Origin of the sequence: Pseudarthrobacter sp. NKDBFgelt (assembly GCF_046097905.1) — a bacterium.
GTDB lineage: Bacteria > Actinomycetota > Actinomycetes > Actinomycetales > Micrococcaceae > Arthrobacter > Arthrobacter polychromogenes.
In genome coordinates this window covers 1-24,008 of sequence record NZ_JBJURL010000066.1, presented here as the reverse complement: position 1 = coordinate 24,008, position 24,008 = coordinate 1, and the positions used below count along the sequence as shown (strand labels likewise).

The 24,008-nt window shown below is 66.9% G+C and carries 28 protein-coding genes; 11 read left to right on the top strand and 17 right to left on the bottom strand.

All coding sequences use genetic code 11. The annotated features are described in order from the left end of the window. The first annotated feature begins 192 nt into the window (after positions 1–192). The 3 genes from ACKAE7_RS16025 to ACKAE7_RS16015 all read left to right on the top strand — a co-directional run bounded on the left by ACKAE7_RS16025 (position 193) and on the right by ACKAE7_RS16015 (position 2,371). Complete coding sequence (locus ACKAE7_RS16025; protein WP_190612932.1) at positions 193–1,410, top strand: YihY/virulence factor BrkB family protein; 1,218 nt, start codon at positions 193–195, stop codon at positions 1,408–1,410. Between the two features lie 394 nt (positions 1,411–1,804). Then, on the top strand, positions 1,805–2,062 hold the full coding sequence (locus tag ACKAE7_RS16020; protein ID WP_408979715.1) for a hypothetical protein: 258 nt from the start codon (positions 1,805–1,807) through the stop codon (positions 2,060–2,062). Between the two features lie 132 nt (positions 2,063–2,194). Beyond that, positions 2,195–2,371 (top strand): CsbD family protein, encoded by a 177-nt coding sequence (locus ACKAE7_RS16015; RefSeq protein WP_066273419.1) that lies wholly within the window; start codon positions 2,195–2,197, stop codon positions 2,369–2,371. 76 nt (positions 2,372–2,447) lie between these two features. On the opposite strand, the gene ACKAE7_RS16010 is transcribed toward ACKAE7_RS16015, so the two are convergent. From ACKAE7_RS16010 to ACKAE7_RS15985, 6 genes are all read right to left on the bottom strand, one after another. Beyond that, positions 2,448–3,197 (bottom strand): glycosyltransferase, encoded by a 750-nt coding sequence (locus tag ACKAE7_RS16010; RefSeq protein WP_192043896.1) that lies wholly within the window; start codon positions 3,195–3,197, stop codon positions 2,448–2,450. Continuing rightward, complete coding sequence (locus ACKAE7_RS16005) at positions 3,194–4,600, bottom strand: bifunctional PIG-L family deacetylase/class I SAM-dependent methyltransferase (protein WP_191034866.1); 1,407 nt, start codon at positions 4,598–4,600, stop codon at positions 3,194–3,196. Before ACKAE7_RS16005 ends, ACKAE7_RS16010 begins: the two co-directional genes overlap by 4 nt. Then, complete coding sequence (locus tag ACKAE7_RS16000; RefSeq protein WP_238340560.1) at positions 4,594–5,766, bottom strand: acyl-CoA/acyl-ACP dehydrogenase; 1,173 nt, start codon at positions 5,764–5,766, stop codon at positions 4,594–4,596. Before ACKAE7_RS16000 ends, ACKAE7_RS16005 begins: the two co-directional genes overlap by 7 nt. 14 nt (positions 5,767–5,780) lie before the next feature. Further along, positions 5,781–6,260 carry a DNA starvation/stationary phase protection protein gene (locus tag ACKAE7_RS15995; RefSeq protein WP_191034867.1) on the bottom strand — a complete coding sequence of 160 codons (480 nt, stop codon included), beginning with the start codon at positions 6,258–6,260 and terminating at the stop codon, positions 5,781–5,783. A 105-nt stretch (positions 6,261–6,365) separates the two neighbouring features. Continuing rightward, positions 6,366–7,043 carry an O-methyltransferase gene (locus ACKAE7_RS15990; protein ID WP_191034868.1) on the bottom strand — a complete coding sequence of 226 codons (678 nt, stop codon included), beginning with the start codon at positions 7,041–7,043 and terminating at the stop codon, positions 6,366–6,368. Between the two features lie 121 nt (positions 7,044–7,164). Then, entirely contained in the window at positions 7,165–7,488 is a 324-nt protein-coding gene (locus tag ACKAE7_RS15985; RefSeq protein WP_174182222.1) for a thiamine-binding protein, read from the bottom strand. Positions 7,489–7,608: 120 nt separating this feature from the next. Here ACKAE7_RS15985 and ACKAE7_RS15980 point away from each other — a divergent pair, with 120 nt between their 5' ends. Together ACKAE7_RS15980 and ACKAE7_RS15975 are read left to right on the top strand one after the other, a co-directional pair. Then, positions 7,609–8,244: a TetR/AcrR family transcriptional regulator gene (locus ACKAE7_RS15980; RefSeq protein ID WP_190612928.1), complete on the top strand. Its 636-nt coding sequence runs from the start codon at positions 7,609–7,611 to the stop codon at positions 8,242–8,244. 210 nt (positions 8,245–8,454) lie between these two features. Next, positions 8,455–8,679, top strand: coding sequence for a hypothetical protein (locus ACKAE7_RS15975; protein ID WP_188729113.1), 225 nt, complete (start codon positions 8,455–8,457; stop codon positions 8,677–8,679). A gap of 117 nt (positions 8,680–8,796) precedes the next feature. On the opposite strand, the gene ACKAE7_RS15970 is transcribed toward ACKAE7_RS15975, so the two are convergent. From ACKAE7_RS15970 to ACKAE7_RS15945, 6 genes are all read right to left on the bottom strand, one after another. Beyond that, entirely contained in the window at positions 8,797–9,045 is a 249-nt protein-coding gene (locus ACKAE7_RS15970; protein WP_191035022.1) for a hypothetical protein, read from the bottom strand. 83 nt (positions 9,046–9,128) lie between these two features. Further along, entirely contained in the window at positions 9,129–9,386 is a 258-nt protein-coding gene (locus tag ACKAE7_RS15965) for a hypothetical protein (protein WP_191034869.1), read from the bottom strand. 123 nt (positions 9,387–9,509) lie between these two features. Further along, positions 9,510–9,821, bottom strand: a complete 312-nt coding sequence (locus tag ACKAE7_RS15960) for an AzlD domain-containing protein (RefSeq protein ID WP_104185558.1) — start codon at positions 9,819–9,821, stop codon at positions 9,510–9,512. After that, a complete protein-coding gene (locus tag ACKAE7_RS15955) occupies positions 9,818–10,549 on the bottom strand; it encodes an AzlC family ABC transporter permease (protein WP_192043905.1) in 732 nt (243 codons plus the stop codon). Before ACKAE7_RS15955 ends, ACKAE7_RS15960 begins: the two co-directional genes overlap by 4 nt. A gap of 26 nt (positions 10,550–10,575) precedes the next feature. Next, positions 10,576–11,037 carry a hypothetical protein gene (locus ACKAE7_RS15950; RefSeq protein WP_191034871.1) on the bottom strand — a complete coding sequence of 154 codons (462 nt, stop codon included), beginning with the start codon at positions 11,035–11,037 and terminating at the stop codon, positions 10,576–10,578. An 86-nt stretch (positions 11,038–11,123) separates the two neighbouring features. After that, the gene (locus ACKAE7_RS15945; protein ID WP_191034872.1) at positions 11,124–12,023 is read right to left on the bottom strand and encodes a glycerophosphodiester phosphodiesterase family protein; all 900 of its coding nucleotides are present in this window, start codon (positions 12,021–12,023) and stop codon (positions 11,124–11,126) included. 49 nt (positions 12,024–12,072) lie between these two features. On the opposite strand from ACKAE7_RS15945, the gene ACKAE7_RS15940 reads away from it, so the two are divergent. Beyond that, positions 12,073–13,431 carry a DUF445 domain-containing protein gene (locus ACKAE7_RS15940; RefSeq protein WP_188729105.1) on the top strand — a complete coding sequence of 453 codons (1,359 nt, stop codon included), beginning with the start codon at positions 12,073–12,075 and terminating at the stop codon, positions 13,429–13,431. Here ACKAE7_RS15940 and ACKAE7_RS15935 read toward each other — a convergent pair. Both ACKAE7_RS15935 and ACKAE7_RS15930 read right to left on the bottom strand, forming a co-directional pair. Continuing rightward, a complete protein-coding gene (locus tag ACKAE7_RS15935) occupies positions 13,428–14,177 on the bottom strand; it encodes a LamB/YcsF family protein (protein ID WP_400619519.1) in 750 nt (249 codons plus the stop codon). The genes ACKAE7_RS15940 and ACKAE7_RS15935 overlap by 4 nt on opposite strands. Next, positions 14,161–14,973 (bottom strand): hypothetical protein, encoded by an 813-nt coding sequence (locus ACKAE7_RS15930; RefSeq protein WP_188810271.1) that lies wholly within the window; start codon positions 14,971–14,973, stop codon positions 14,161–14,163. The genes ACKAE7_RS15935 and ACKAE7_RS15930 overlap by 17 nt, the downstream gene beginning before the upstream one ends. A 162-nt stretch (positions 14,974–15,135) precedes the next feature. Here ACKAE7_RS15930 and ACKAE7_RS15925 point away from each other — a divergent pair, with 162 nt between their 5' ends. Further along, positions 15,136–16,491, top strand: a complete 1,356-nt coding sequence (locus ACKAE7_RS15925) for an MFS transporter (protein ID WP_408979714.1) — start codon at positions 15,136–15,138, stop codon at positions 16,489–16,491. Between the two features lie 19 nt (positions 16,492–16,510). On the opposite strand, the gene ACKAE7_RS15920 is transcribed toward ACKAE7_RS15925, so the two are convergent. From ACKAE7_RS15920 to ACKAE7_RS15910, 3 genes are all read right to left on the bottom strand, one after another. Further along, positions 16,511–18,853: a glycoside hydrolase family 65 protein gene (locus tag ACKAE7_RS15920; RefSeq protein WP_408979713.1), complete on the bottom strand. Its 2,343-nt coding sequence runs from the start codon at positions 18,851–18,853 to the stop codon at positions 16,511–16,513. Positions 18,854–18,983: 130 nt separating this feature from the next. After that, the gene (locus ACKAE7_RS15915) at positions 18,984–19,736 is read right to left on the bottom strand and encodes an HAD family hydrolase (RefSeq protein ID WP_408979712.1); all 753 of its coding nucleotides are present in this window, start codon (positions 19,734–19,736) and stop codon (positions 18,984–18,986) included. Between the two features lie 392 nt (positions 19,737–20,128). After that, entirely contained in the window at positions 20,129–20,773 is a 645-nt protein-coding gene (locus tag ACKAE7_RS15910; protein ID WP_191034877.1) for a phospholipase, read from the bottom strand. Positions 20,774–21,045: 272 nt separating this feature from the next. Here ACKAE7_RS15910 and ACKAE7_RS15905 point away from each other — a divergent pair, with 272 nt between their 5' ends. The 4 genes from ACKAE7_RS15905 to ACKAE7_RS15890 form a co-directional block, all read left to right on the top strand. Further along, positions 21,046–21,303 carry a DUF6458 family protein gene (locus ACKAE7_RS15905; protein ID WP_104185568.1) on the top strand — a complete coding sequence of 86 codons (258 nt, stop codon included), beginning with the start codon at positions 21,046–21,048 and terminating at the stop codon, positions 21,301–21,303. Positions 21,304–21,656: 353 nt separating this feature from the next. Beyond that, positions 21,657–22,463 (top strand): DeoR/GlpR family DNA-binding transcription regulator, encoded by an 807-nt coding sequence (locus tag ACKAE7_RS15900; protein WP_188810426.1) that lies wholly within the window; start codon positions 21,657–21,659, stop codon positions 22,461–22,463. Then, on the top strand, positions 22,460–23,467 hold the full coding sequence (locus tag ACKAE7_RS15895) for a 1-phosphofructokinase family hexose kinase (RefSeq protein WP_188810261.1): 1,008 nt from the start codon (positions 22,460–22,462) through the stop codon (positions 23,465–23,467). The genes ACKAE7_RS15900 and ACKAE7_RS15895 overlap by 4 nt, the downstream gene beginning before the upstream one ends. A 2-nt stretch (positions 23,468–23,469) precedes the next feature. After that, positions 23,470–24,008 (top strand): PTS sugar transporter subunit IIA (locus tag ACKAE7_RS15890; RefSeq protein WP_408979711.1); only part of this gene is annotated, 539 nt, incomplete at its 3' end.

The window sequence follows — 24,008 nt, the reverse complement described above, 5'->3', positions numbered from 1 at the left end:
AAGCCGAAGGCCAACACGCCGCCACCGACGTCAAAGACCGCACCACCGACGCCACCTCCAACGTCAAAAACACCTAAGCGGCATCCAGTACACCGCGGCACACGCAAGGCACCCAGCACCACCTGACAGGCCGGCCCCGCCAACCGCGGAGCTGGCCTGTCCGTTTTTCGCCCCTTATCGAGAGGACACCCCATGGCCACTCATGACGCATCCGAGAGCAGCACCGCCAAAGCAGGCCAGGCCCCGGCACCCGATGATTCCCGGAAGCCGGAGAGTCCGAAAGACCTCGTCAAGCCGAACTGGAAATACATCGCCAAGAAGACCTTTCGGGAATTCAGCAAGGACCAGTGCCCTGACCAGGCCGCAGCCCTGACCTACTTCGCGGTCCTGTCGCTGTTCCCGGCCATCCTGGCACTCATCTCAGTGATCGGGCTATTCGGCGACCCCCAGAAAACCACCAGCGCCCTGCTGCAGATCGTGAGCGGTTTTGCCCCCGCCGAGACGGTCAACACCGTCAGCGGGACTGTCGAAGAATTGGCCAGCGCACCGGCCGCAGGACTGACCCTTGTCCTTGGCCTTGCCACGGCCCTGTGGTCCGCCTCAGGATATGTTGGGGCGTTCGGCCGTGCCATGAACCGGGTCTACGAGGTGGATGAGGGCAGGCCCTTTGTCAAGCTGCGCGGAACCATGCTGGTGGTCACGCTCCTGGCCGTTGTCATCGTTGCCATCCTGGCCGGCATGCTGGTCCTGAGCGGCCCGGTAGCAGAAGCGGTGGGTGGCCTGATCGGCCTCAGCGGCGTCTTCCTCGCTATCTGGGACATCGCTAAATGGCCTGTCATGGTGGGACTGATTATCGTGATCATCGCCGTCCTCTACTACGCCACCCCCAACGTCAAGCAGCCCAAATTCAAGTGGATGAGCCTGGGTTCCGGCATCGCCCTCTTCATCTTCCTGCTTGCATCGCTGGGTTTCGGCTTCTACGTCGGCAACTTCGGCAACTACAACAAGACCTACGGCGCCCTGGGCGGCGTGATCGTGATGCTGCTGTGGCTCTGGATCCTCAACATGTCGCTGCTTTTCGGTGCAGAGTTCGACGCCGAGATGGAGCGCGGCCGGCAGCTCCAGGCGGGCATCAAGGCAGAGGAAACCATCCAGCTGCCGCCAAGGGACACGAAGAAGAGCGAAAAGCTGCAGAAGCAGGAGGAAGAGGACATCCGGCACGGGCGGGAAATCCGTGAGAAGTACAGTGCCGAGAACGGCGGGGATGAGTCCCCGGACGAGGGCCGGGACCAGGACGGGGACCGCGACTCCGACGAGCCCCGGGAACCGCACCGGGACCGGGTCCGGGACAAGGTACGCGACCGCGCCCTTGGCGGGAACGAAGACCGGGGCGGCAACGACGCCCGGTAGGGCATTCCGCGGGGACTAGGCAGGACCTTCAAGATGGGAGAAAATTGTCTTGAAGGTCCTGTTTAGTTTTCCCGGGTTTTAACAAGGGACCCGGGAGCAGGCGGGGCCGGCGGTGAGATGGCCTCTTCTGAGACCGAGGCCAGTCCCCCCAGTCGCCGTCGGCCCCCTCGATCCGTTCGGTCCAGCTGCACCCACGGGCCCAATCAACCGCTGTGACCTCCCCGCCGGCAGGGTTCCCTGCCGGCTGGCACTGCCTGTCCAGGCTGGGCAGCCTGACTGGACAAAGCGAGCCGCCCTGCCATACCTTCATGATTACTCTGTTGAGCCCCTCCGGGGCCGGCAGGGCCGCTGAAGCAGATACGGCGGCATCAAGGTCGAGCCCGAATGAGCGAACATGCCTGCTACACATTTTGAAGATTTTCTTGCCGAAGCAGTCGTCGCGGACAGGGAGCCGGGGCTGGGCCTCGGACGCGACGAGCTATATGGCCTCTACACCAGCTGGTGCCTCCTCCATAAAGCCCAGCTTCAGCCGCCGGAAGCACTGTGGGTGGCACTGGACGAACACGGTATCAACCCGGACAGCAACAACCTGTCCATGACCGGTCCTGCCGCAGCGGATTACATCGTCGCAAGCGCCCCCGACCTGGTCTGACACACCCGGTTTTTCCCTCCTGCCACAGCTCCTCTGCTGCAACCAGCCATCTGTTGAAGCAGCCCTTGGCTGGCTAGCATGGGAGCATGACCTGCGTATCGCCGCAGGTCACCAGCCGAAGGGAGAAATGCCATGGGTTTGGACGACAAGATCGACAACGCCGCCGAGAAGATGGCCGGCAAGGCCAAAGAAGCGACCGGCAAGGCAACTGATGACGAAAGCCTCCGGACCGAAGGCCAAATGGACCAGGCCAAGGCTGACTTGAAGCAGGCCGGCGAGAAGGTCAAGGACGCTTTCCGGAAGGACTAGTCCTGCCGGAAGGGGCTGCTGCGCAACCGCAGCAGCCCCTTTCCCGTTAAGCCACGTTCCCCCATATCCTGCCGCCCTAGGACTGCCCTTCCGGCGCCAATGCGATCTCCATGCCAAGCGTCCGCAGATAGGCCCCAAAGCCCTTCGGGGCGCGGGCCTGCGTGCGGCCGGACGTCCGCACGCGGATTGTGTCAGTGGCCCTTACATCGAACCCGTGTTCCCGCAGCCGCCCTGCCAGCACCCTGTCCTCATGCGAGAGGTGCCGCGGGAACCCGCCCACCACAAGGTACGCCGAGCCGCGGACACCAAGATTGGCTCCGAAAACATGCGGGTGGTCTTCCCCGAAGGAGTGCATTGACTGCCAGCGGCTGAGCAGTTCGGGTGCCATCCCTGCAGGGTCCACCTCAACAGACCCGAGCACCGCATCGGCTCCCGCCGCAGCCAACTCAAGCTGCCCAACGAGCCAGTTGTCCGGAACCACCGAGTCGGCGTCGGTGTTCGCCAGCCACAACCCGGCCTCGGCGCCAGGACTTGCCTCTGCCCCAGCACCCAGGGCCTGCCAGTTTCCCGCCCGCCTGCTCCTTCCCACGCTTCGAAAGGCGACCTCAAGGACAGAGAAGCAGGCGTTCCGGGCGGTGTACGCGGAAGCGATCGCCGCAGAACCGTCCGTGCAGGAGTCAAGGACCACGAGGACCCTGACATCGGTTCCCGGCTGGACCTGCCGGAGTGTCGATGCCGCGGCCTCCACGCCGGCGAGGGCGCGGCCCAGGTGTTCCTCCTCATTGTGGACCGGAATCACCACGGCCACCCTGTCAACGGGAGTCAAGGCGCAGGCACCGCCGCACTGGGCGCAATCAGGGTCTCAAGCAGGAAGTCCCGCTCCCGGTAGAGGCCGGCGGTGGGCCATTTCAACCCGTCACGGACGCGGGTGTGGACTGCTTCGCCGTCCAGTTCCCAGCCGGAAACGGGGTGGCGCCAGTGGCACAGCAGCAGGGTGCCGCCCGGAAGGATCGAGTCCCTGATTTTTTCGACCACGGCATCGAGCTCACCGGCGGCGAGGTAGTACCCCACCTCGGACACCACCACCAGGTCGTAGCTCCCCGCAGGCCACTCGGCGGGCAGCGTCAGCTGCCTGGCGGTGACGCCCGGGAATGGGGCCAGGCGTTCCGCTGCCTGCGCCAGCGCTGCACCGCTGGCGTCCACCGCCAGCAGGCTGGTGCACCGCGGGGCAAGGTCGGCAGTCAGCGTGCCGATGGAGCAGCCGATCTCCAGGGCCGCGGAATAGTGTTCGGAAGGCAGCGCCGCGAGTGTCAGAGCGCGCTTCCGCCGCTCATACCAGCTGGTGGTGTACTTCCAGGGGTCCGGCTCCCGGCTGTGGATGCCGTCAAAGATGCCCTGTGCTTCCCTGCTGGTGCGCGGCATGGTTCCGTGGCCACCTGGTTTTCCGGGAGTGAACTCCTGCGGGGCAGTCCAGGCGAAGGTTTCAAAGGGGCGGGAGAAGTGCCGCAGGAAGGACTCGCTCAGGAGGACCTCGTCACCGGGATGCGGAGAAAGCGGCCTGGTCTGGCTGGCATGCTCCTGCATGGCCCGCTCCTTGACGGACTGTTCTGCGGGCTCCAGCGGAAGCCTCACCCAGGATTGCCATTCGGGGTGCCCGGGGGTGGCCCAGTGCCAGTACCAGATGGGGTATTCCAGCAGTGCGTAACCGTTGTCGGCGGCAACAGCCGCGGCTACGGTGCCGAGGGCGTCGTGGTCGGCATGCCCATCGGCGCGGTACGGCGCAACAATGGCGAGCCGCCCGGCAGGACCGGCCAGCGCTGCGGCGGTTTCGCTGACCGAACGGCTTATGCCGGCAGTGCGCTCCGCCAGGCCGCTGTCCGGCAGGCCGAGGTACCGCCAGCGGTCTTTCAGCCCCATGCGGTCCAGGGCCGCGGCGAACTCCGCCAGGCGCCTGGCAGTCAGTTCTTCCCGGGAGACGGTTTCCGACCCGGGATGCGAGGCCTCCCCTGCAGTGCACAACAGCACCTGCACCTCTGCGCCGAGGGCGTGCAGCCGCGCCATCAGGCCGCCCGCTCCGAGGGTCTCGTCGTCCGGGTGGGCGGCAAGGACCAGGAACCGCATGGCGGCAAGCTCCTCCGGACCGAGCGGGAGCTCAGGAATGACCGGAAGGCCCCGGGCGGACCAGGCCGACTCGTCAGTCCCCTCGTCAGTGTGCAGGAAGGTCACCATGGCGCGTCACCTTTCAGGGTCAGGGAGCCCAGCTGGGCGTCGTCACGCATGCCGTGGTGTTGGCGGACGTACAGTGCCAGGTCAGCCATCCGCTTGGCATACGTCCGGTCGAAGGCCAGCGGTCCCGGCCCGCGGTTGCTGCCCACTACGGACATCACGCGTTCGACGGCGGCGGCACAGGTTGCGCGCACGCGCAGCGCATCGCTCCAGGGCGTAACCCGCCCGGGATTCCACTGTTGAGGAGGCCCCTGGTCAGCGGGCACCTGTTCAGTGGACACCTGTTCAGTGGACGCCTGTCCCTGCCGGTCGATGCCTTCCGCGGTTCCTGCAAGGTACTGCAATGCGGAGGTCAGGGTGCGGTCTAGCTCTCCCAGCGAGGCCAGCGCAACCTGGTCCGGCTCCCGGCCGGAAAGACGTCCGGCACGGAGGGAATCCCGGTAGTCCCGGGCGATGCCCACGGCTCCCCCGAGCCAGCACGCGGCCACCCCCATGCCGCCCCAGGCGAAGCCAGGCCGGCTGAAGTACCAGTTGGTTCCCTGCAACGGCTCAGCGGGGACCCGGTCGAACCGAACGGTTCCGCTGGGGATTTCCTGCAGCCCCCTGGCCACCCACTCCGGTTCCTCGCAGGTCACGCCGGCGTGGCGCAGGTCAACGGCGAAAGCTGCACGGCCGCCGTCGTCCGTGTGGGCGGTGACCACCGCGTGGTCAAGCACCTGGGCGAGGGAACACCACGGTTTGGCGCCGCTCAAAAGCACCCCGGAACCGTTGCTTTCGGCAGCGAGCCGCATTCCTGCTCCTTCCGCTGCAAAAACACCCCAGGCGCCGCTGGCACGGGCGGGGTCATGCCCTGCCTGGGCCAGGATCGCCAAGGCATCCAGGTGCGGTTCGAAGACTCGGGCAGCGGCAACGTCGAGGGCGGCAACGGTGGCCAGGAGCTCCCAGAGAAGCGCGGTGTTCCCTTCGCCGGGCCGCGGCCACTCTTTTCCGGCTTCCTGCGCCAGGCCGAGCAAAGCCGGCACGTTGCCGGCGCTGGCGGAGACGGCCTGGAACAAAGGATCCAGGCCGTCCGGGCCTTCCCGGGCGGCGGAGAGCCGGACCGCTGCGTTGGTGCCGGGCACCGCGCCCCCGGCGGATGGTGCGCTGTGTTCTTCGGAGAGTTCCTGCATCGTGATGGCGGCGCCTACGTGCCGGCCGGCTCGGTGACGGAGGCCGTGGGTGCCATGGTTTCGGCATTGACCATCCAGGCCAGCTGTTCCAGCCGCTCGATGGCAGCGTGGAGCAGGTCGGCGCTGGTGGGGTCTTCCTCATCCACCTCATCGTGGACATCCCGCATGGTCTGGACTGTCCGCTCCAGCCGGGCGGTGATGAGTTTGACGGTCTGCTTCGTGGAGGTCAGGCCTTCGGGAAACCCGTCCAGCCGGGTGCCGGCAGACACGGTGCTGCTGCGGCCGTCCGGAAGGGCGTGGAGCGCGCGCATCCTCTCCGCCGCCTGGTCCGCGAAGAGCCGGGCGGCAGCGATGATCTCATCGAGCAGCAGGTGCAGGTCGCGGAAGTTCGTGCCCACGAGGTTCCAGTGCGCCTGCTTTCCCTGCAGGTGCAGCTCAATGAGGTCCGTAAGCACCGTCTGAAGATTGCCGGCAAGGGCGGGTGACGCTTTCATCAGTTTCCTCCACTGCTGCTGTTGGTCCGGCTGATCGCCAGCCGGATTCTGATTCTAAGCATACTTAGCAGTTTGATGGGCAGGAAGATTCCCCCGGCACGGGTGCTACCGGATGCGTGCAAGCGCGAAACCGTCCCAGCCTTTGGAGCCAACGGTCTGGATGACGGTGGCGTCCAGACGCGGGTGCTCGCCCAGGAGCCTGAGTGCCTCAATGATTCCCGGCGCGTTGACCGGGTCCATTGCAGGGTCCAGGATTGCACCCTCCCAGACGGCGTTGTCCAGGACCACCGTGGCCCCCGGCCTTCCCAGCCGGACGGCCCAGTCCAGGTAGCGGCTGTTGTTCTCCTTGTCCGCGTCAATGAAGATGAAGTCGAAGGGCTCCCTGCCTTCCTCCTCAAGTGCCGCCAGGGTCTCCAGCGCAGGTCCCAGCCGGATTTCCACCTTTTCGCCCAGGCCGGCGGCATCAATGTTGGCCCACGCGACCTCCGCGTGCTTTGGCAGGAATTCGCAGGTGACCAGGGTCCCGTCAGAAGGGAGGCCACGGCCCATCCAGATGGTGCTGAAGCCTGCGAGCGTGCCAATTTCGAGCACGCGCCGGGCCCTGGACAGCTGGACCAGAAGCTTGAGGAGCTTGCCTGCGTTGGGAGACACTTCGATGGCCGGCATCCCTGCCTCGGCGGCGGAACTGATGGCCTGCTCCAGCGCAGGATCCGGATGGACCACAACGCGGGACAGGAACTTTTCCGCCGCAATCCACTCCGGACGGGGATGGTGCTCAAACATTGCCACAGTTTGGCACGGGGTGGCGTTGGAATCCAGAGAAGTTGGGTGCCGGCCGAAGGCGGGTGCCGGCGGACAACCTGGTGCCGGCGAAAGGCCGACGGCGGGCCGGGGGCTGCGCGGGTCAGGAACCGTCTGCGAGCGCTTCTTCCAGGCGGTCCACTTTTGCGGTCAGTTCCCCTGTGTAACCCGGCCGGATATCAGCCTTAATCACCAGGGAGACGCGGCTGCCGTACCGTCCCACTGCCTCCGTTGCCCGCTTGACGACGTCGAAGACCTCGTCCCATTCACCTTCGATGGTGGTGAACATCGAGTCCGTTGTGTTGGGCAGGCCCGACTCCCGGACGATTTTGACGGCGGCGGCAACGGCGTCGTGCACTGACGCGTCAGTTGGCCGGGAACCTTCGCTGGGGGCGCCCGACGGGGCGACAGAAAACGCAAGCAACATGAGGCCAGTGTGCCACGCCTTGCGCGCGGCGGCAGGGCAGGATGGCGCCCGTGAGCGTCATATAACCCCCTACCGCGCAGTAACGGTGTTCGCTGAAAGCTCCGTTGCTAACCTTTTCGCATGAGCCTCGCTGTCGCCCGTAAGCCCCTCCGTGCCGACGCAGCGCGGAATGTGGACAAGATCATCACGGCGGCCCGGCAATGCTTCCGCGAATTTGGACCCGAAGTACCGCTGCAGACCATCGCGGCTACCGCAGGGGTTGGCCCGGCCACCCTCTTCCGCAATTTCGCGGACAAGGAAGAGCTGGTACTGGCCGCCCTAAACCGGCAGCTGCGCCTCACGGTGGATCCCGTGGTGGACGGCGCCCTGGCGGACATCGACGGGGCTGCCGGATTGCTGCGGGTCCTGGAGGCACTCATGGACGCGGCCAGTGCTGACGCCAACCTGCTGGGAGCCGTCGCGGGGCGGCGCGAACTCCTGACCGGCATTACCGGCTCACTCATGGAATCCATCAGCGTGCTGCTGGTGCGCGGGCAGGGGCAGGGAAGCCTGCGGGCGGACATTTCCATGACGGACATGTTCCGGTTGCTCGCCATGCTCATCGGAGTGGTGGACACCATGGAGCCCGGTTCCGACGCCTGGCGCCGTCCGCTGGCACTGGTTGAGGACGCCATCCGGACAACGCGGCCCACCCGCCCCCTGCCGGCCCACGTGCCGGTCCCGTCCACACCCGGAGCCGGCCCGCACCTGGGCTAAGGCATGCAGTAGAACGGCGCCGCACGGGGCGCAGGCACGGCTCCGGACTGCCGGGGCGTCAGCGGGGCTGGTGCGCGGACAGCACCATTGTGGGCGTCCCGCGGGTGGAATACACTTCAGGAGGGGTTACGCAGCCAGCCTCCCAACTTTTGGGATGGAGTGACCCATGAAGCAATCCCGGCAATTCCGGCGCATTTCGGTAGCGGCATAATGAACAGTTCAAAACTGAACCGCTACCTTAACGATCCGCGCGGTCCCGAAGAAGTCCTTCCCTCGCTGACCGCGGAAGAACTCGCAAACCTCCTGGACGCCCTGTACCAGAACCTGGATACTCCTGAACCCGAATTCGGGGCGGAGGCGTGGTACGAGATGGCCGTCGAAGAAAGCTGCCGGCGGGCCGGTTCGCCCGATGGCGCAGCCCATGGCGTAGCCTAGCCAGCAGGCCCTGATTCTCCTGGCCAGCAGGCTGCACCTCCCGCAGAAGCTGGCAAGCTCCCCGGCGGCCCACCCTTTTCCTGCTACCGGTTTTCGTCCGGCCGCTGTCCGCCAGCCCTAGCGGGACGGGCCCTGCCCGCCGTCGCCGCCGTCGTCGGGCTCATTGTGCCCGGGCTGCCCCGGCTGGTCGTCGCGCTCATTGGGGACGTGGTCTTTGGCCTCATTGAGGTGCTGCTGCAGCTTTTCCTCGGCATCCCGGCGGCGCCGGGCTGTATCCCGCATCTCCCGGGTGGATTCCGAACCCCTCGGGTCAAGATAGCCTTGCCGCGGCTTCCCCTGCTGCTCCGGACGTGACTGATCGTTCATCTCGGTTCCTCCTTTGTGGCCGCCGCAGTGGACTTGCGGCCCTGGTGCCAGTCCACCACACATCGGTTCCGGGATGCGGTTTGCTACGTGCCGCCGGCCTCGCCCCTGCTGCGAAGTTCCTGGTGAACCAGTGCCTGCAGTGCCGGAATGTTGGATGCCGGATCCAGGTCCAGCGACGTCCGCAAGCTCCGGGAAAGCAATTCCAGGTCCTCCTCCGGAACGTCGGCGAGGCGGGCAAACCGGGTGAAGAAACGCTTGGCAGGGAGTCCCGCCCGTCGTCTCGAATTCTTGTGGTGAAGACGCCCGGATCTTTCCCCGGCTGCATGCAGTTGATTTTCCATGGTCACCATTCATGCGAAATTCCACGGCCGACTGCATAGCCGCTTTCATAGTACAACCGGGAAAGCACAATGAACGTGAGCGGCATCACATGGCGGGGCCGTGTGCTTGTCCCGGCCACGCCCTCAGTTCCAGCCAAGGATCCTCAGCAGCGCAGCCGTTCCCGCGCCGGCGAGGACCACCACCAGGAACGGCGCACGGAGCGCCAGGGCTATGGCGGCGGCCACCAGCGCACCCAGCCTGGCATCGGCAGCGAGCGACTGTCCTGTGGCAAACGTGTTCACCACAGTCAGGGAGGCGAGCAGCCCGATGGTCATGGTGCCCGCCACCCGGGACATGCGCGGGTCTTCGAGCAGCCGGGCCGGAACGAAGTAGCCCACCAGCTTCCATGCGTAGGCCAGCGCACAGGCAATCAGCAGCCAGATCCAGAGACTCATTCGCCGGCCCCCGGACCGGTGTCCCCTGCGCGGTGCGCCCCGTGGTGGTGGCGTTCCCGGAAGGGGTCCACGTCCGGCTCCAGGCCTTCGTCACGCCGGCCGTGGCTGAACCAGCCGATCACCGCCGCCACCACGGCCGCCACCAGGATTGGCACGCCCGCGGGAACGAACGGCACAGCGATGACGGTGGCCACGGCACATACAGCGGCAATGGCCACCGGCTCGCGTCCCTTGAGCCGCGGCCAGAGCAGCCCCAGGAACGCAGCGACGGCTGCACCGTCCAGCCCCCACTGCTTGGGATCGCCCAGGCCGCTCCCGGCGAGCGCACCGATGGCGGTGAAGAGGTTCCACAGCACGTAGATGCCGATGCCCGCCGCCCAGAACCCCCGGCGCTGTTCAGCGGGATCGGTCTGGCCGGAGCTGGTTGCTGTGGACTCGTCAATGGTGAGCTGGGCTGCGACGTACCTGCGCCAGCCGGTGGGGTGCAGGAGCGCGTTGAGCTGCATGCCGTAGATCCCGTTGCGCATGCCCAGCAGGGTGGCGGCGCTCATGGCTGCGATGCCGGACCCGCCACCGGCCACCACGCCGATGAACGCGAACTGCGAGCCGCCGCTGAACAGGAGCAGGCTTAGTGCCATCGTCTGCCAGAAGTTGAGCCCGGACGTCACTGAGAGCGCCCCGAAGGACACGCCGTACAGTCCGGTGGCGATGCTGATGGAGATTCCCATCCGCACCGCCGGGGAGGCCAGCAGGGTCACGGACGCGCTCCCCCGGCCGGCCGGCGCAGGCTCCACGCCCACGCAATGAGCGGCGCCTGCAGCGGCAGGCGGACGGTGTGCACCTTCCGCTGCGCCCGCGTTCCCTGGGGTCCGTACGCCCGCTGGAGCGCATCCAGGTGTCCGGCCAGGAACGCGGTGAACATCACTGCGGTGCCCGTGGCGGCCACCTTCCGCGTTCCGGGGACAAGGATTCCGACGGCGGCTGCCAGTTCCAGCAGTCCGCTCAGGGCGATCCATTCCTCCCGGGAGAGGAGGGCAAGCGGACGCGCGGGAGCGGCATCCTGGCCGGGTTCATCGTCACGGCAGAGGTAGCCCGGGACCACCTGGCGGTAGAAGGCGGGGTCGCGGAAGTGTTTCATGGCGCTGGCCAGGAGCAGTGCGCTCATGGCTGCAGCGGAGAGGGTCTGGGCGGCCCGGCCGGAGCGGGGAAAAGGCATGGCTCCACTCAACCACAGGCGCGGCGGGCTCCTGTAACCGTCAGGCCCAGGGGAGGCACGCCGTCCGGGACCTCCTCCATGCGCCCCTACCTTCCCTGCGGCGAGGCAACCTGCAGCTGGCCCAGGACCCGGGCCGGCACGTTGGTGGTGATCTCCTGGATTCCCAGTCCCGCACACAGCGCCACGTCCTGCTCCGAATCCACCGTCCACACCCGGAAGCGCCGGCCGGAGGCGAGCCAGCGCTGGACGGCAGCGGGGTGCCGGCGGACATACTCGATGCCGGGCCCGGCCAGGCCCACCTCGCCGTTGTCCAGGATCCGCTCGCCTTCGGCCTGGGTTGCCCTCATCAGGTTGGCAATTGCGCCGCCGGTGATCATCCCGAACCCCAGTCCGCCGCGGATCGCCCGGATGTCCACGTCGTCCACCAACTGGCAGATGTACTCCGGCGGAACCGAGCTGAGCAGGTGGCGGACGGAGTCCGGGCTGAAGCTCATGAAGGTCACCGCCACGTTGTCCACGGAAGAACTTTTGGGGTCCCACCCCTCGCTGCGGAGCACTTCAAGGACTCGATCCTCCAGCTTGAGCTGGTACGGGCTGGGGTGCTTGAGCTCGATCGCCAGTTTCACCGGCCGGCCGGCACCACGCAGGATGTCCAGGAGTTCCGGCAGCGTCAGGAGCTGCTCTGACCGGGCACCGTATGCCTCCGGGATGCGGACGCCCTTCCATGACGAGACATCCAGGTGCCGCAGTTCCCGGAGGGTGCGCTCGGCAACGGGTCCCGTTCCGTCCGAGGTCCGGTCCAGGTTGGCGTCATGCAGGAGGACAACGTGCTGGTCACGCGTGAGGTGGACGTCGCACTCCACGCCGTCGGCGCCGTCGGCCAGGGCCTGCAGGTAGGCGGCCCGGGTGTGTTCGGCGAACGCGGCGCTGGAGCCGCGGTGGGCAAAGACCAACGGCCGTTGCGGCGCTGACTCATCAGTAGTCATGCAGACACGGTAGCCGACCGGCCCCGCGCTGCGGGACTAGGCTTGGCACATGCAGGTGAACTCTGAGCCAACTACCCGGGAATCACCCGGCGGGCCCACCCCTTCCACACCACCGCCCGCGAGGGGCCATGCAAAGGCGCGGGCCGCCGTCGGCCACCAACTGAGTGAGGGCGACGCCGAAAAGGCGGCAGCGCTGCGGAAAATGAAGCTGGTGGCCCTGGGGCTGCTGCTGGTGATGGCCGTGATCTTCGTCTTCGCGTTCGCGCTGCAGAAGGAATATCCGTGGCTCCAGTACGTGCGCGCGGCGGCCGAAGGCGGCATGGTGGGCGCATTGGCAGACTGGTTCGCGGTCACGGCGCTGTTCAAATACCCCATGGGCATCAAGATCCCGCACACCGCCATCATTCCGCGCCGGAAGGACCAGATCGGCGCCTCGCTGGGCGAGTTCGTGGAGACCAACTTCCTCTCGGAGCAGGTGGTCCAGGACAAGCTCGCCAGCGTGAATATCGCCCGCCGGGCGGGCGAGTGGCTTGCCACGCCCGCCGGTTCCGAGCGGGTGGCCAAGGAAGGCGCCGCCGTCATCCGCGGCCTTTTCAAGGTGTTGAACGACGACGACGTCCAGGCGGTCATCGAGGGAATGGTGCGTAAGCACCTGCTGACTCCGCCGTGGGGGCCGCCGGTGGGCAAGATGGCCGAACGGATCTTCCGCGACGGGCACCACCACAACCTGGTGGACCTGCTGGTGGACCGCGCCGCCGACTGGGTGGACGACAACCACGACACCGTCACCCACCTGGTGTCCGACCGCTCCCCCACATGGGTCCCGCAGTTCGTGGACGGGCTGGTGGGCGACAAGGTCTATGTGGAAATCCTCAAGTTCGTCCGGGCAGTGCAGGCAGACCCCAACCACCAGGTCCGGCAGTCCATCGACAAGTACCTGAACGACCTTGCCCAGGACCTCCAGCATGATCCCGCGATGATCGCCCGCGCCGAGGACATCAAGGCCCAGGTGCTGGGCGACCCCGAGGTGCGCGAACTGGCCTCCCGCACGTGGGGCACCGTCAAGAATGCGCTGCTGGGCGCCGTGGACGATCCCGACAGCGAACTGACCGTGAAGTTCAAGGCGGCCGTGCGGGACTTCGGCTCCCGGCTGGTCAGCGACCCCGAACTGGCCGGCAAGGTCAACGCGTGGATCGGCGACGCAGCCGGCTACCTGGTGCGGACCTACCGCTCTGACATTGCCGGGGTCATCACGGACACCGTGGCCCGCTGGGATGCAGAGGAAACATCGCAGAAGATCGAACTCCAGGTGGGCAAAGACCTGCAGTTCATCCGGATCAACGGCACCGTGGTGGGGGCGCTGGCCGGGCTTGCCATCTTTACGGTGGCACACCTGATTTTCGGCTAGGCGAAGGACTCCAGTTCAATGCCGGCCGCTTCCAGTCCTGCCCGGACGGCGGCAGCCATCCCCACCGCGCCCGGCGTATCGCCGTGGATGCACAGGGAATCGGGCCTGACCTGGACCACTGTTCCGTCCACGGCCACCACTTCGCCCTTGGCAGCCAGCCGCACGGCCCGCTCAACAATCGCGTCGACGTCCTGCAGCACGGCACCCTCTTCCGAGCGCGGAACCAGCGTGCCGTCCGCCCGGTAGGCGCGGTCCACGAACGCCTCGATGAACACCGGATGCCCGGCGCCCGTGGCCTGCTTCAGGAGCTCGGAATCCGGGAGCCCCAGGATGGGCAGGCCGGGATCGTACGCGTTTACCGCGGCCACCACGGCCGACGCCTGTTCGGCATCGTGGACCAGCCGGTTGTACAGGGCCCCGTGCGGCTTCACGTAGTCCACGGAGGCACCCACGGCGTGGGCAACGCCGTCGAGCGCTCCCAGCTGGTACAGCACGTCGCCGAAGAGCTCGTCGAAGCTCATGTCCAGCGAGCGGCGGCCGAAACCGGCCAGGTCCCGGTACCCCACGTGGGCGCCGACAGTCACATCGAGCTCGTAGGCTGCCCGGCAGCTGTCCAGCATGGTGACGGGGTCCCCCGCGTGGAAGCCGCACGCCACGTTGGCACTGGTGACCAGCTGGAACATTGCGGCGTCGTCCCCCATCCGCCAGGAGCCGAATGATTCGCCAAGGTCAGCGTTGAGATCCAAAAGTTTTGCCTTCCAGCGTCGGGGTGTCCTGGGCCGCCGCGGCGGCTGTGAGCTCTCCGGGGATGGTGTCCGGCATGGGCCCAAACGCCTCCTTGGCGTTGGACACCACCGCACGGCCCATCATGAGGTTACCGGCTCCGCCCACCACCGCGCCGATGCCGAACGGCAGCGCCCGGCCGAACAGCGCGGAGCCCTGCCGCTTGAGGAGGTTCTTGAGGAACGCCTTCTGGATCCTGTTCCGGATGCTGCCGAAGCCCGGCACGGCCATGGACTTGGACAGGGCATTGCCCCAGGCCTTGTTGGCGTTCACTTCCCTGCCGGCAGCCTGGCCGCTGAGGGTCCCCAAAAGCGCCGTCCCTTCCTCACCCAGCATGATGGCCATGACCATGGTGCTGGCCTTCTCGGGGTTGGTCAGCCGGATCCCGTGCAGTTCGGCCAGCGAGGTGGAGTAGAGGGCTGTTGCTTCCAGGAACCCGACGGTTGCGGCGGCGGACAGTCCGAGGGATGCCACGGTGCCCACGCCGGGCACGACGGCGGTAGCACCTACCAGCGCACCGCCCCCGGTGACCGCGCGGAGGTAGTCGCGTTCAAGGATGTCGGCAAGCTGGGCGGCTGTGGCCCGGGGGTGCTTCCTCTGCAGCCGGCGGATGTAGGCCACCACCAGCGGGCGCTGGATCTCCACCGCCTTCAGGAGCATGTTGTGGACGCCCGGTTTGGGCTTCCCGTCTGCGTCGAACACCGCGTTGTGGGCAGTTTCCTGCGCTATCCGTACTGCGGGATTGCTGCGCTTGGCCATCGTCACCTCTGCTTGTCTCGCCGGCACGCCTGTGCCGGAATTCCTCATACTAAGGTTGCTTAACATTAGGCCACCGCACGAGCGGCCACCCACCCGCCGCGTCCCATCCGGGACAGGCCTGCGGGGCTCCTCCGGAGCGCGCCCAAAGCCTAGACTTAGCCTATGCCCACCCCCAAGGCCCTGCGGCCCTTTGCCCACCGCGAGTACAGGGTACTGATCGCAGCGCTGGCCATCTCAATCTTTGGTTCCGGCATGTGGGCCGTGGCCATGGTCTACCAGGTGATCCATTTGGGCGGCGGTCCGCTGGAACTGTCCATGGTGGCCGCCGCCGGCAGCGTGGGCCTGGTGGCGTTCGTCCTCGCCGGCGGCATCGCTGCCGACCGGATCCCCCAGCGCCGGCTGATCATTGCCGTGGAGGGCGCCAACCTCGCAGTGATAGCGGCCGTCAGCGGACTCGCCATGACGGGCCTGCTCCAGCTGTGGCACGTCGCGGCGGGTTCCTTCGTCCTGGGTGTCGGCGCGGCGTTCTTCTTTCCTGCCTACTCCGCAATCCTGCCGCGCATCCTTCCCGCCCAGGACCTGCTGGCTGCCAACGGAATGGAAGGGTCCATGCGTCCCGTCCTCCAGCAGGCGGCCGGTCCGGCCGTGGCTGGAATCGTGGTGGCTGCCCTCTCGCCGTCGCACGCGGTCACGGCGGTGGCGGTGTGCCATCTCCTGGCGTTCATCGTCCTTAACTTCCTGGGCCAGCATGCACTGGCCGCTCCCGCCAACGGGGCCGTGGACGGTGCAGGCGGGCCGGAGGGCGGCGCCGCAGCCGATGGCACTCCCGGTGCCGAGGGCGGTGAGGTGCGCAGGCGGTCCTTCTTCCACGACCTGCGCGAAGGGGTCATCTACACGCTTGGCACCCCGTGGCTGTTGTGGACGCTGGTGTGGGCCTGCATCTCGGTCCTGTTCCTGATCGGCCCCATCGAGGTCCTGCTGCCGTTCGTGGTCCGCGACCAGCTGGCGGGTGATTCCCGCATGTTCGGCTTCCTGCTGGCCGTGATGGGGGTCGGCGCCGCGCTGGGCTCGCTGTTGACCGCGTCCTTCCGGCTGCCGCGCCGCTACCTCACGGTGATGATGGTGTCCTGGGGTGCGGGCAGCCTGCCGCTGGCCGCCGTCGGCGTTATGGACAGTTTCTGGGCAATCGCAGCGGCGCTGTTCATCTTCGGTGCCACCGGCAGCGTGGGCATGGTCATCTGGGGCACCCTGCTCCAGCGGCGGGTTCCGCCGCACCTCCTGGGCCGTGTCTCCAGCCTGGATTTCTTCGTCTCACTGGCCCTGATGCCGGTGTCCATGGCGCTGGCCGGGCCGGCCGCCGAGGTGCTGCCCATCTGGCTGATCTTCCTGGTGGCCGGCGGCGTATGCCCTGTGATGGCAGTCATCGCCATGGCTGTTGCGCGGATGCCCGCCGACGAACTGGCCCACCCCCTGGACCAGGAACCTGCGCTGGAACGCACGACGGCGGCGGGAGACTAGGCCCCCCGCCGCCCCGCACTCAGCTGTTGGCACGCACCACCGGGATGCTCGCCGTCGGATGTCCGCTGGGGAACACCGTGGGTTCCGGCTGCGGCACGGGCTCCAGTGCCACCTTGACGGGTTCTGCGCCCACCGTGAGCTGCTGGCCGCGGACGTCCACCGCCAACGGCTCCCCTTCGGGGACGGTCAGCGTGATGGAGCCGGTCTCGAGTTCCACCAGCAGCAGGCGGCCCTGGATCTTGAGGTGGAAGGCCAGTCCGTCCCACTCCGCCGGGAGGCGCGGATCGAAGTACGGGACCGGGCCCTGGTCCCGCAACCCGGCAAACCCGCAAACCAGCGAGCTCCACACCCCGCCGGTGGAGGCAATGTGCACGCCGTCGATGGTGTTGCCGTGGGTGTCGTCAAGGTCGATGAACACGGCGTTGGTGAAGTGTTCCAGCGCCTCGCGGGAGTACCCCACCTCGGCGGCCATGATGCCCTGGACGCAGGCGGACAGTGTCGAATCGCCGGTTGTCAGGGGATCGTAGAAGTCGAAGGCCCGGTGTTTCTCCTCCGCCGTGAAATCCTGCCACTGCAGGAACATCGCCAGGACGGTGTCCGCCTGCTTCAGGACCTGGTGGCGGTAGATCACCAGGGGGTGGAAGTGCAGCAGCAAAGGGTACTTTGACCGGGGCGTGTTCCAGTCCCACGGCTCCAGGTGCATGAAGTCGTTGTCCTGGGAATGCACCTGCATCCGTTCATCGAACGGCAGCTGCATGCGGTTCGCAGCCGCTTCCCACAACTGCCGCTCCTCGTCGCTGATGCCGGCATGCTCCAGGGCCGCGGCGGCGCGCAGATTAAACCGCGCCATCACATTGGTGTACAGGTTGTCGTTGACCACGGCGGTGTACTCGTCAGGGCCGGTGACGCCGTGGATGTGGAAGAGCCCGTCCTTGCCGAAGAAGCCCAGGGAGATCCACATGCGCGCCGTTTCAATGAGCAGTTCGGCGCCCATCCCGTCGCGGAAACCGGCGTCCTTCGTGGCCCACACGTACCGGTTGGTGGCGAAGGCGATCGCGGCCGCAATGTGGAACTGGGCCGTGCCTGCGGCGTAGTAGGCACTGGCCTCGAGCCCGTTGATGGTGCGCCACGGGAACAGCGCGCCGTCCACGCTCAGTTCCTTGGCCCGGACCTGGGCTTCGGGGAGCATGCCGTGGCGGAACTCGAGAACCTTTCGGGCGCCGTCGGGGTTGGTGTAGGTGAGGTAGGGCAGGAGGTAAACCTCCTGGTCCCAGAAATAGTGCCCCTCGTAGCCGGAGCCCGTCACGCCCTTCGCGGGAATTCCGGCGACGTCGGCGCGGGCCGTTGCCTGGGCGAGCTGGAACAGGTTCCACCGGATGGCCTGCTGCAGCACGGACTGGCTGGTCACCACGATGTCCGAGGCGGCCCAGTAGTCCCGGTAGTGCGCTTCGCTCTCGGCAAAGATGTCACCGACCGGGCGCAGGCCCTCCTCGGCGACGGCGGCCGGGTCCACCGACGGTTCCTGGATGGCCCGTCCTGCGGCATAGCTGACGCTCTTTTCCAGGCGGAACGGCTCGCCGGGGCTGACCGCCAGGACATAGCGGACGCTGCTGTCGTCCTGGTCCACAAGCGTCTCGAACGGCTGATGGCCCGCTGAGGTCCAGTGGTCCACCGCGACCCCCACCCGCTGCTTTGATTCGGCGGCTTCCCAGGCCAGCCGGAGCGACCCGTCGCCGCCGTCAAGGCGCAGGGGCAGCAGGACGCGTCCGGCGTGCCGGCCCGCACGGCGGGGATCGTGGACGGAGTGGTCCTCCACGGGCTGGTCCTGCCGGTTGACCAGGGAGGAGGTCACGTCCACGGAGACCTCGCGGTCCGTGGACACCTCCAGCGAGATGCCAAGGCTTCCCCGGGACGCGAATCCGACGGCACGCCGTTCGGTGGTGGTGACGATGGCGCCGGAACGGCACTGCCAGGTGACCCGGCATTCGTAGACGCCGGTGGAAAAGTCAACGGAGCGCCGGTAGTCCAGCACCTCGGACTCCGCAAGGCTGAGGGACTCCCCGTCAAGGACGACGCTGAAGTTGTTGGCGTCCGGGATGTAGAGGATGCGCTGGCCGGTGCGGGCGAACCCGAAGGCATTTTCGGCGTGCTTGATGTCCCAGATTTCGTGCAGCCCGTTGATGAAGCTGCCTGGGAGGTCTGAGTCGGCTGCCGCCCAGTGGGCGCCGCGGATTCCCAGGTGGCCGTTTCCCAGGGCGAAGAGGGTTTCCAGGGTCCCCTCGTTGCCCTGTTCGTGGCGGGTTTCCACGAGCTGCCAGGGGTTGTTGGGGAATCTTTCGCGGTCCGCGGAGATCAGGGCCATGGTGTTGGGTCCTTCGAAGTGTGGCCGGGCAGCTGGTTTGCTGCCGGCCTGGGGATGATTTTTGGGGGATGAAGGGTACTGAAACAAGCTGCCGGGGCAGCGTGACTGCCTCGGGGAGGGCAGCGGTTTCTTAGGGAAGCAGTTCCTCGAGGTCATTGACCACAAGGGTGGCGCCGGCTTCGAGCAGGGTCTGCCGGCCGGCGCCCCGGTCCACGCCGATAACGGAGTGGAAGGATCCGGCCTCCCCGGCCTGGACACCGGAGACCGCGTCCTCCACCACCACGCATTCCTCGCTGGGGAGATCCAGCAGGCGTGCGGCGTACTCGTAGGTGGCGGGGCTCGGCTTGCCGGGCAGGCCTTCGCTGGCAGCCACCACGCCATCCACCACCACAGGGAAGCGGTCCGCGAGCCCGGCCGCCGCCAGGACGGCGGGTGCGTTGCGGGAGGAGGAGACGACGGCGACCTTCAGTCCGCGCTGCATGACGGCTTCGAGGAAGCGTACGGAACCTTCGAAGGGCTCGACGCCGGTGCTGACGATGTCGTTGAAGATCCAGTTCTTCCGGTTGCCCAGGCCCTGCACCGTGGTGTTGGCGGGGTCGTCGTCAGTGGGCCCCTCCGGGAGCACAATCCCGCGCGAGGCCAGGAAGTCGCGTACGCCGTCGAAACGCGGTTTGCCGTCGATGTGGTCGAAGTAGTCGCTTTCGCTGTAGCCAGGCACCTGCGGTTGGGACGCGAGGAAGCCCTCGAACAGTTCCTGCCAGGCCCGCTCGTGGACGGTTGCCGTGGGGGTCAGCACCCCGTCCAGGTCAAAGAGGATTGCCGACGCGCCGGCCCAGGCGGAGAGGCCGCCGGCTGCATGGCCTGTTGCCGTGGTGTCGCTCATGGGTGGTGGGGTGTCCTTTCAGGACGGCGGGCAGCCCTAGTGAAGGGTGCCGTGAAGTGTGGAGGCGACGATGCCCGGATGACCTGGAAGTGCGGCAGGTGCTCGCCCGCGGAAAAACGCGGCGGCTTTGACGCTGCCGATCGATGCAGTTCTACCATCATGGGCATGCCGGCGCATCCAGACAAGCCGGCGGATCGGCCGGCTCCTTGCAGGCCAGGCAAGAGCATCAGGCCGTGGCCGGCTGCAGTACATCGTCCGCACCGCACTGCTCTCCTTGTTCGCCCAGTTCAGTGCCGCTATAACGGCCGAAGAAGAGTGTAAGCGCTTACAAATTTAGCTGGCAACTGTTTTTTCTTCGGGCACCGATGTGACGCATTTCTCAGCCCGCAACGTCACCGCCGGTTGCTGGCTGATACTTCCGGCCGCAGCACGTAGTGGCGCAGGAATGAGCTCACGTCCACCATTTCCGTCTTGGACATGGCGTGGCCCATCCCCGGGTACGTCCTGGCGGTGAGCAGGGTGTTCTCCTGCAGCCATTCCTGCGTATAGGCAATGGCGTCCTCATTGATGACCAGGTCCGCCTTGTCCCGCCCCCAGAAAAAGGGCGGCCGGGTATCAAAGGATTCGGTGAGGGACAGCAGCTCGTTCTGCAGCACGAACCCGGACAGCCCCACCACCGCCTCATAGTCCTTGGGATGGAGGCGCAGCAGGGTGCTGGCCATCGCCATGCCCTGGGAATACCCGAGCAGGCTCACGCTGCTGTGCTGGCCCTTGACGCTGTTGATCCAGGCCTGGACGGCGGCAGCAGCCTTGATGACGTCGGCGAAGTCGTTGGCAAGGAAGTAGTCGAGCAGGAACCAGCCGTAGTGGTCACCGATGGGCATCGGTGCACGGAGCGCCGCGCAGGTGAATTCCGACGGCAGGTATTCAAACAGGCGCACCATGCGGGACTCGTCCGTACCGTAGCCATGCATCATGACCAGCAGCGGGGTATCCGCCCGCTGGTCTTCCGGCTTGGACCAAACAACAGTTTCCATCGGATCAGCCTAGCGAGGCAGGCCGGGAAGAAGCCCGACGCCGTGCCGGGCCGGCCGCGGTCGGCCCGGGACGGTGTCGGGAGCGGCTGGCTGGACCTACGCAGCTGCCGCCCCACCATTCACAGGGGCCACAGCGCAACAAATGGGTTACGCACTGTCCCGAAACGTTGAACACGGCAACTCCGCGCTGTAGCGTGACGCTTAACGGTCAGCATGCTTAGCAACCGTCAACGGGTGATGACCACGCCCGGCCCCCAAACAAGGAGCACCTCATGAGAATCGGATCTTCCATTTTCCTTATCGCCCTCGGCGCCATCCTCGCGTGGGCGGTGGCTCCGGGCCTCATCCCCGCCGTGGACCAGGTCCTGATCGGCTACATCCTGATGGCCGTAGGCGTCATCGGCCTCATTGCCTCCCTGATCCTCGCCTCGCCCGGCCGCAGCCGCCGCGTCAGCGAGACCCGGTCGGTAGTGGATCCCAACACCGGCGAACGCATCACCCGGAACGAAAGCCGCGACGGCGGGCTGTAGCACCAGGGAAGGTCCTGGCCTGGCTGCCTGGCTGGACAACGAATGAACCCGACGAGCCGGGCCGGACCAGTGCGGTCGGGCCCGGCTTTTTCGTCCCCCGGAGAGTTTTTGGGCAGATATGCAGGGTTCCCGGGCCGGCAACCCTGCATATCTGCCCAAAAACTCCCGTTGGTACCAGTGGGGAGCGGCGGGCTCATTTTGTTTCGTGTGGGTTTCCATTGACAAACCAACATAAGCAAAGATAAAGTCAAGTAACTCAACATCATGTGATGCCAGTCACGCGGCTCTGGACACCGCAGCATGTGGGCACCGCAGGACCACCGCACCAACTGAACTTACGCAACGGAGGGTACGTGTTCGCCGAGGAGCGCCAGCAAAAGATTGCCGAGCTTGTTGCCGGCAGCGGCCGGGTCAGCGTGACCCTCCTGGCCGAGCGCTTCCGCATCACCACCGAAACCGTCCGCCGCGACCTTGCCACCCTCGAAAGCGCCGGCACCGTCCGCCGGGTCCACGGCGGGGCCGTTGCGGCCGACCGGTTCAGTACCACCGAGGAAAGCGTCAACGAGCGCGCCATCCAACGGCCCGACCAAAAGATCCGCATCGCTGAGGCCGCCCTGGCCCTCATCCCGCGGAACTCTGCGGGAAGCGTCCTGATCGACGGCGGAACCACCACCGAAGTCCTGGCCGATATGCTCGCCCGCCGCGCCGCCGTCGAACCTTCCGACGCAACGGAACCGCGGGCGGAACTGGTCGCCATCACCCACGCCGTTCCCATCGCCGGCAAACTGTCCAGCGTTCCCGGGATCGCCCTTGACGTCCTGGGCGGCCGGGTACGCGGCATCACCCAGGTTGCCGTAGGCCAGGGAACCGTGGAGGCCGCCGGCAGGCTCCGTCCTGACATTGCCTTCATCGGCACCAACGGTATCCACGCAAGCTTTGGGCTGAGCACTCCCGATCCTGAAGAAGCCGCCGTCAAGGCAGCCTTCGTCCGTTCGGCCCGCCGCATTGTGGTGCTGGCCGATTCCTCCAAGCTGGACACGGAAACCCTGGTCCAGTTCGCCTCCCTGAAAGATCTGGATACCTTGATTACAGACAGCGAACCAGGCCCGGAACTCGCAGCCGCCCTGGAAGAAGCCGGCGTTGACGTGGTGATCGCATGATTGTCACCTTCACCGCCAACCCAAGCCTGGACCGCACGGTCGCGCTTCCCGGCCCCCTGGAACGGGGCGAAGTGCAGCGTGCTGTCTCCGTCCGCCAGGAATCGGGAGGCAAGGGCGTCAATGTCTCCCGGGCACTGGTTGCCTCCGGCCTGGAATCCGTAGCGGTACTTCCCGGCGCGGACAGTGATCCGGTGCTCGCCGGACTCCGCGAAACCGGCGTGCCGTTCGTATCGCTCCCCATCGATGAGCCGCTGCGCACCAACGTCGCACTCACCGAGCCCGGCGGCGTGACCACCAAGATCAACGAACCCGGGCCCGCCCTGGATGCGGACCAGCAGGAAGCCCTCATCAAGCTGCTGCTGGAAAGCTCGCGCGGTGCGAGCTGGGTGGTCCTGGCCGGTTCACTCCCGCCGGGGTTCCCTGCAGACTTCTACGCCACGGTGGCCCGCCGGATCCGCGCAGCCGGAAACGGCAGCGCCCCGCACATCGCCGTGGACTCCTCCGGCGCCCCGCTCGCGGCGGCAATGTCCGGAGACGGTGCCGGCGCTGACGGTACCGCCACTGGTTCCGGGAAACCGGACCTCCTCAAACCCAACGCCGAAGAACTGGCGGAACTGGCTGCTGCAGCCGGCTTCGCCTCGGCCACCGCTGACGAACTGGAAGCGGATCCGGTGGCTGCCGCGGCAGCCGCTGCCGCCGTCGTGCGTTCCGGTGTGGGTGCTGTGCTGGCAACTCTCGGATCCAAGGGAGCTGTCCTGGTAACGGCCGACGGCGCGTGGCTGGCCACGCATCCGCCGGTCGCCGCGGTCAGCACGGTAGGCGCGGGGGATTCCGCGCTTGCCGGCTACCTGCTCGCCCACGGCCAGGGCGCCGCCCCGGCCGACTGCCTTCGCCAGGCTGTGGCCCACGGTGCCGCAGCCGCCTCCCTGCCCGGTTCCACAGTTCCGGCAGTACACCAAACCACCCCGGATGCCGTAACCATCACGGCCCTTCGAAAGGATTGACAGTGACTCAGCTCATCACCACGGAACTGGTCGAGCTCGACCAGAACCTGGGCAACACGCCCGAGGCGGTGATCCGGCATCTGGCAAGCAAGGTCGCTGCCGCCGGACGCGCAACAGAAGTTGAAGGCCTCTTCGCCGACGCCTTCGCCCGCGAACAGAAAACCGCCACCGGCATCCCCGGCGGCATCGCCATCCCGCACTGCCGCTCGGCCGCCGTCACGGAACCCACCCTGGCCATGGCCCGCCTGAACCCCAAGGTGGACTTCGGCGCGAAGGACGGCCCGGCGGACCTGATTTTCTTCATCGCGGCCCCGGACGGAGCAGACCAGGCCCACCTGAAGCTGCTCTCCAAGCTCGCCCGGTCCCTGATCAAGAAGGACTTCACCGCTGCCCTGCGCAACGCCTCCTCCCGCGAGGAGATCGTGGAACTGGTGGACGGCGCACTGGCTGACAAGCCCGCCGCCCACGCAGCCGCAGTTCCTTCAGACGCTGCAGCCGCCGCTGCTGCCGGTGGCGCCACCGGCGCCGCCGGGGCTTCCGC

What these genes read in the sequence shown, in the direction of transcription:
- ACKAE7_RS16025 (WP_190612932.1), top strand. Translation starts at nt 193, where the DNA reads ATGGCCACTCATGACGCATCCGAGAGCAGCACCGCCAAAGCAGGCCAG.
- ACKAE7_RS16020 (WP_408979715.1), top strand. Translation starts at nt 1,805, where the DNA reads ATGCCTGCTACACATTTTGAAGATTTTCTTGCCGAAGCAGTCGTCGCG.
- ACKAE7_RS16015 (WP_066273419.1), top strand. Translation starts at nt 2,195, where the DNA reads ATGGGTTTGGACGACAAGATCGACAACGCCGCCGAGAAGATGGCCGGC.
- ACKAE7_RS16005 (WP_191034866.1), bottom strand. Translation starts at nt 4,600, where the DNA reads ATGGTGACCTTCCTGCACACTGACGAGGGGACTGACGAGTCGGCCTGG.
- ACKAE7_RS16000 (WP_238340560.1), bottom strand. Translation starts at nt 5,766, where the DNA reads ATGCAGGAACTCTCCGAAGAACACAGCGCACCATCCGCCGGGGGCGCG.
- ACKAE7_RS15995 (WP_191034867.1), bottom strand. Translation starts at nt 6,260, where the DNA reads ATGAAAGCGTCACCCGCCCTTGCCGGCAATCTTCAGACGGTGCTTACG.
- ACKAE7_RS15990 (WP_191034868.1), bottom strand. Translation starts at nt 7,043, where the DNA reads ATGTTTGAGCACCATCCCCGTCCGGAGTGGATTGCGGCGGAAAAGTTC.
- ACKAE7_RS15985 (WP_174182222.1), bottom strand. Translation starts at nt 7,488, where the DNA reads ATGTTGCTTGCGTTTTCTGTCGCCCCGTCGGGCGCCCCCAGCGAAGGT.
- ACKAE7_RS15980 (WP_190612928.1), top strand. Translation starts at nt 7,609, where the DNA reads ATGAGCCTCGCTGTCGCCCGTAAGCCCCTCCGTGCCGACGCAGCGCGG.
- ACKAE7_RS15975 (WP_188729113.1), top strand. Translation starts at nt 8,455, where the DNA reads ATGAACAGTTCAAAACTGAACCGCTACCTTAACGATCCGCGCGGTCCC.
- ACKAE7_RS15970 (WP_191035022.1), bottom strand. Translation starts at nt 9,045, where the DNA reads ATGAACGATCAGTCACGTCCGGAGCAGCAGGGGAAGCCGCGGCAAGGC.
- ACKAE7_RS15965 (WP_191034869.1), bottom strand. Translation starts at nt 9,386, where the DNA reads ATGGAAAATCAACTGCATGCAGCCGGGGAAAGATCCGGGCGTCTTCAC.
- ACKAE7_RS15960 (WP_104185558.1), bottom strand. Translation starts at nt 9,821, where the DNA reads ATGAGTCTCTGGATCTGGCTGCTGATTGCCTGTGCGCTGGCCTACGCA.
- ACKAE7_RS15955 (WP_192043905.1), bottom strand. Translation starts at nt 10,549, where the DNA reads ATGGGAATCTCCATCAGCATCGCCACCGGACTGTACGGCGTGTCCTTC.
- ACKAE7_RS15950 (WP_191034871.1), bottom strand. Translation starts at nt 11,037, where the DNA reads ATGCCTTTTCCCCGCTCCGGCCGGGCCGCCCAGACCCTCTCCGCTGCA.
- ACKAE7_RS15945 (WP_191034872.1), bottom strand. Translation starts at nt 12,023, where the DNA reads ATGACTACTGATGAGTCAGCGCCGCAACGGCCGTTGGTCTTTGCCCAC.
- ACKAE7_RS15940 (WP_188729105.1), top strand. Translation starts at nt 12,073, where the DNA reads ATGCAGGTGAACTCTGAGCCAACTACCCGGGAATCACCCGGCGGGCCC.
- ACKAE7_RS15930 (WP_188810271.1), bottom strand. Translation starts at nt 14,973, where the DNA reads ATGGCCAAGCGCAGCAATCCCGCAGTACGGATAGCGCAGGAAACTGCC.
- ACKAE7_RS15925 (WP_408979714.1), top strand. Translation starts at nt 15,136, where the DNA reads ATGCCCACCCCCAAGGCCCTGCGGCCCTTTGCCCACCGCGAGTACAGG.
- ACKAE7_RS15920 (WP_408979713.1), bottom strand. Translation starts at nt 18,853, where the DNA reads ATGGCCCTGATCTCCGCGGACCGCGAAAGATTCCCCAACAACCCCTGG.
- ACKAE7_RS15915 (WP_408979712.1), bottom strand. Translation starts at nt 19,736, where the DNA reads ATGAGCGACACCACGGCAACAGGCCATGCAGCCGGCGGCCTCTCCGCC.
- ACKAE7_RS15910 (WP_191034877.1), bottom strand. Translation starts at nt 20,773, where the DNA reads ATGGAAACTGTTGTTTGGTCCAAGCCGGAAGACCAGCGGGCGGATACC.
- ACKAE7_RS15905 (WP_104185568.1), top strand. Translation starts at nt 21,046, where the DNA reads ATGAGAATCGGATCTTCCATTTTCCTTATCGCCCTCGGCGCCATCCTC.
- ACKAE7_RS15895 (WP_188810261.1), top strand. Translation starts at nt 22,460, where the DNA reads ATGATTGTCACCTTCACCGCCAACCCAAGCCTGGACCGCACGGTCGCG.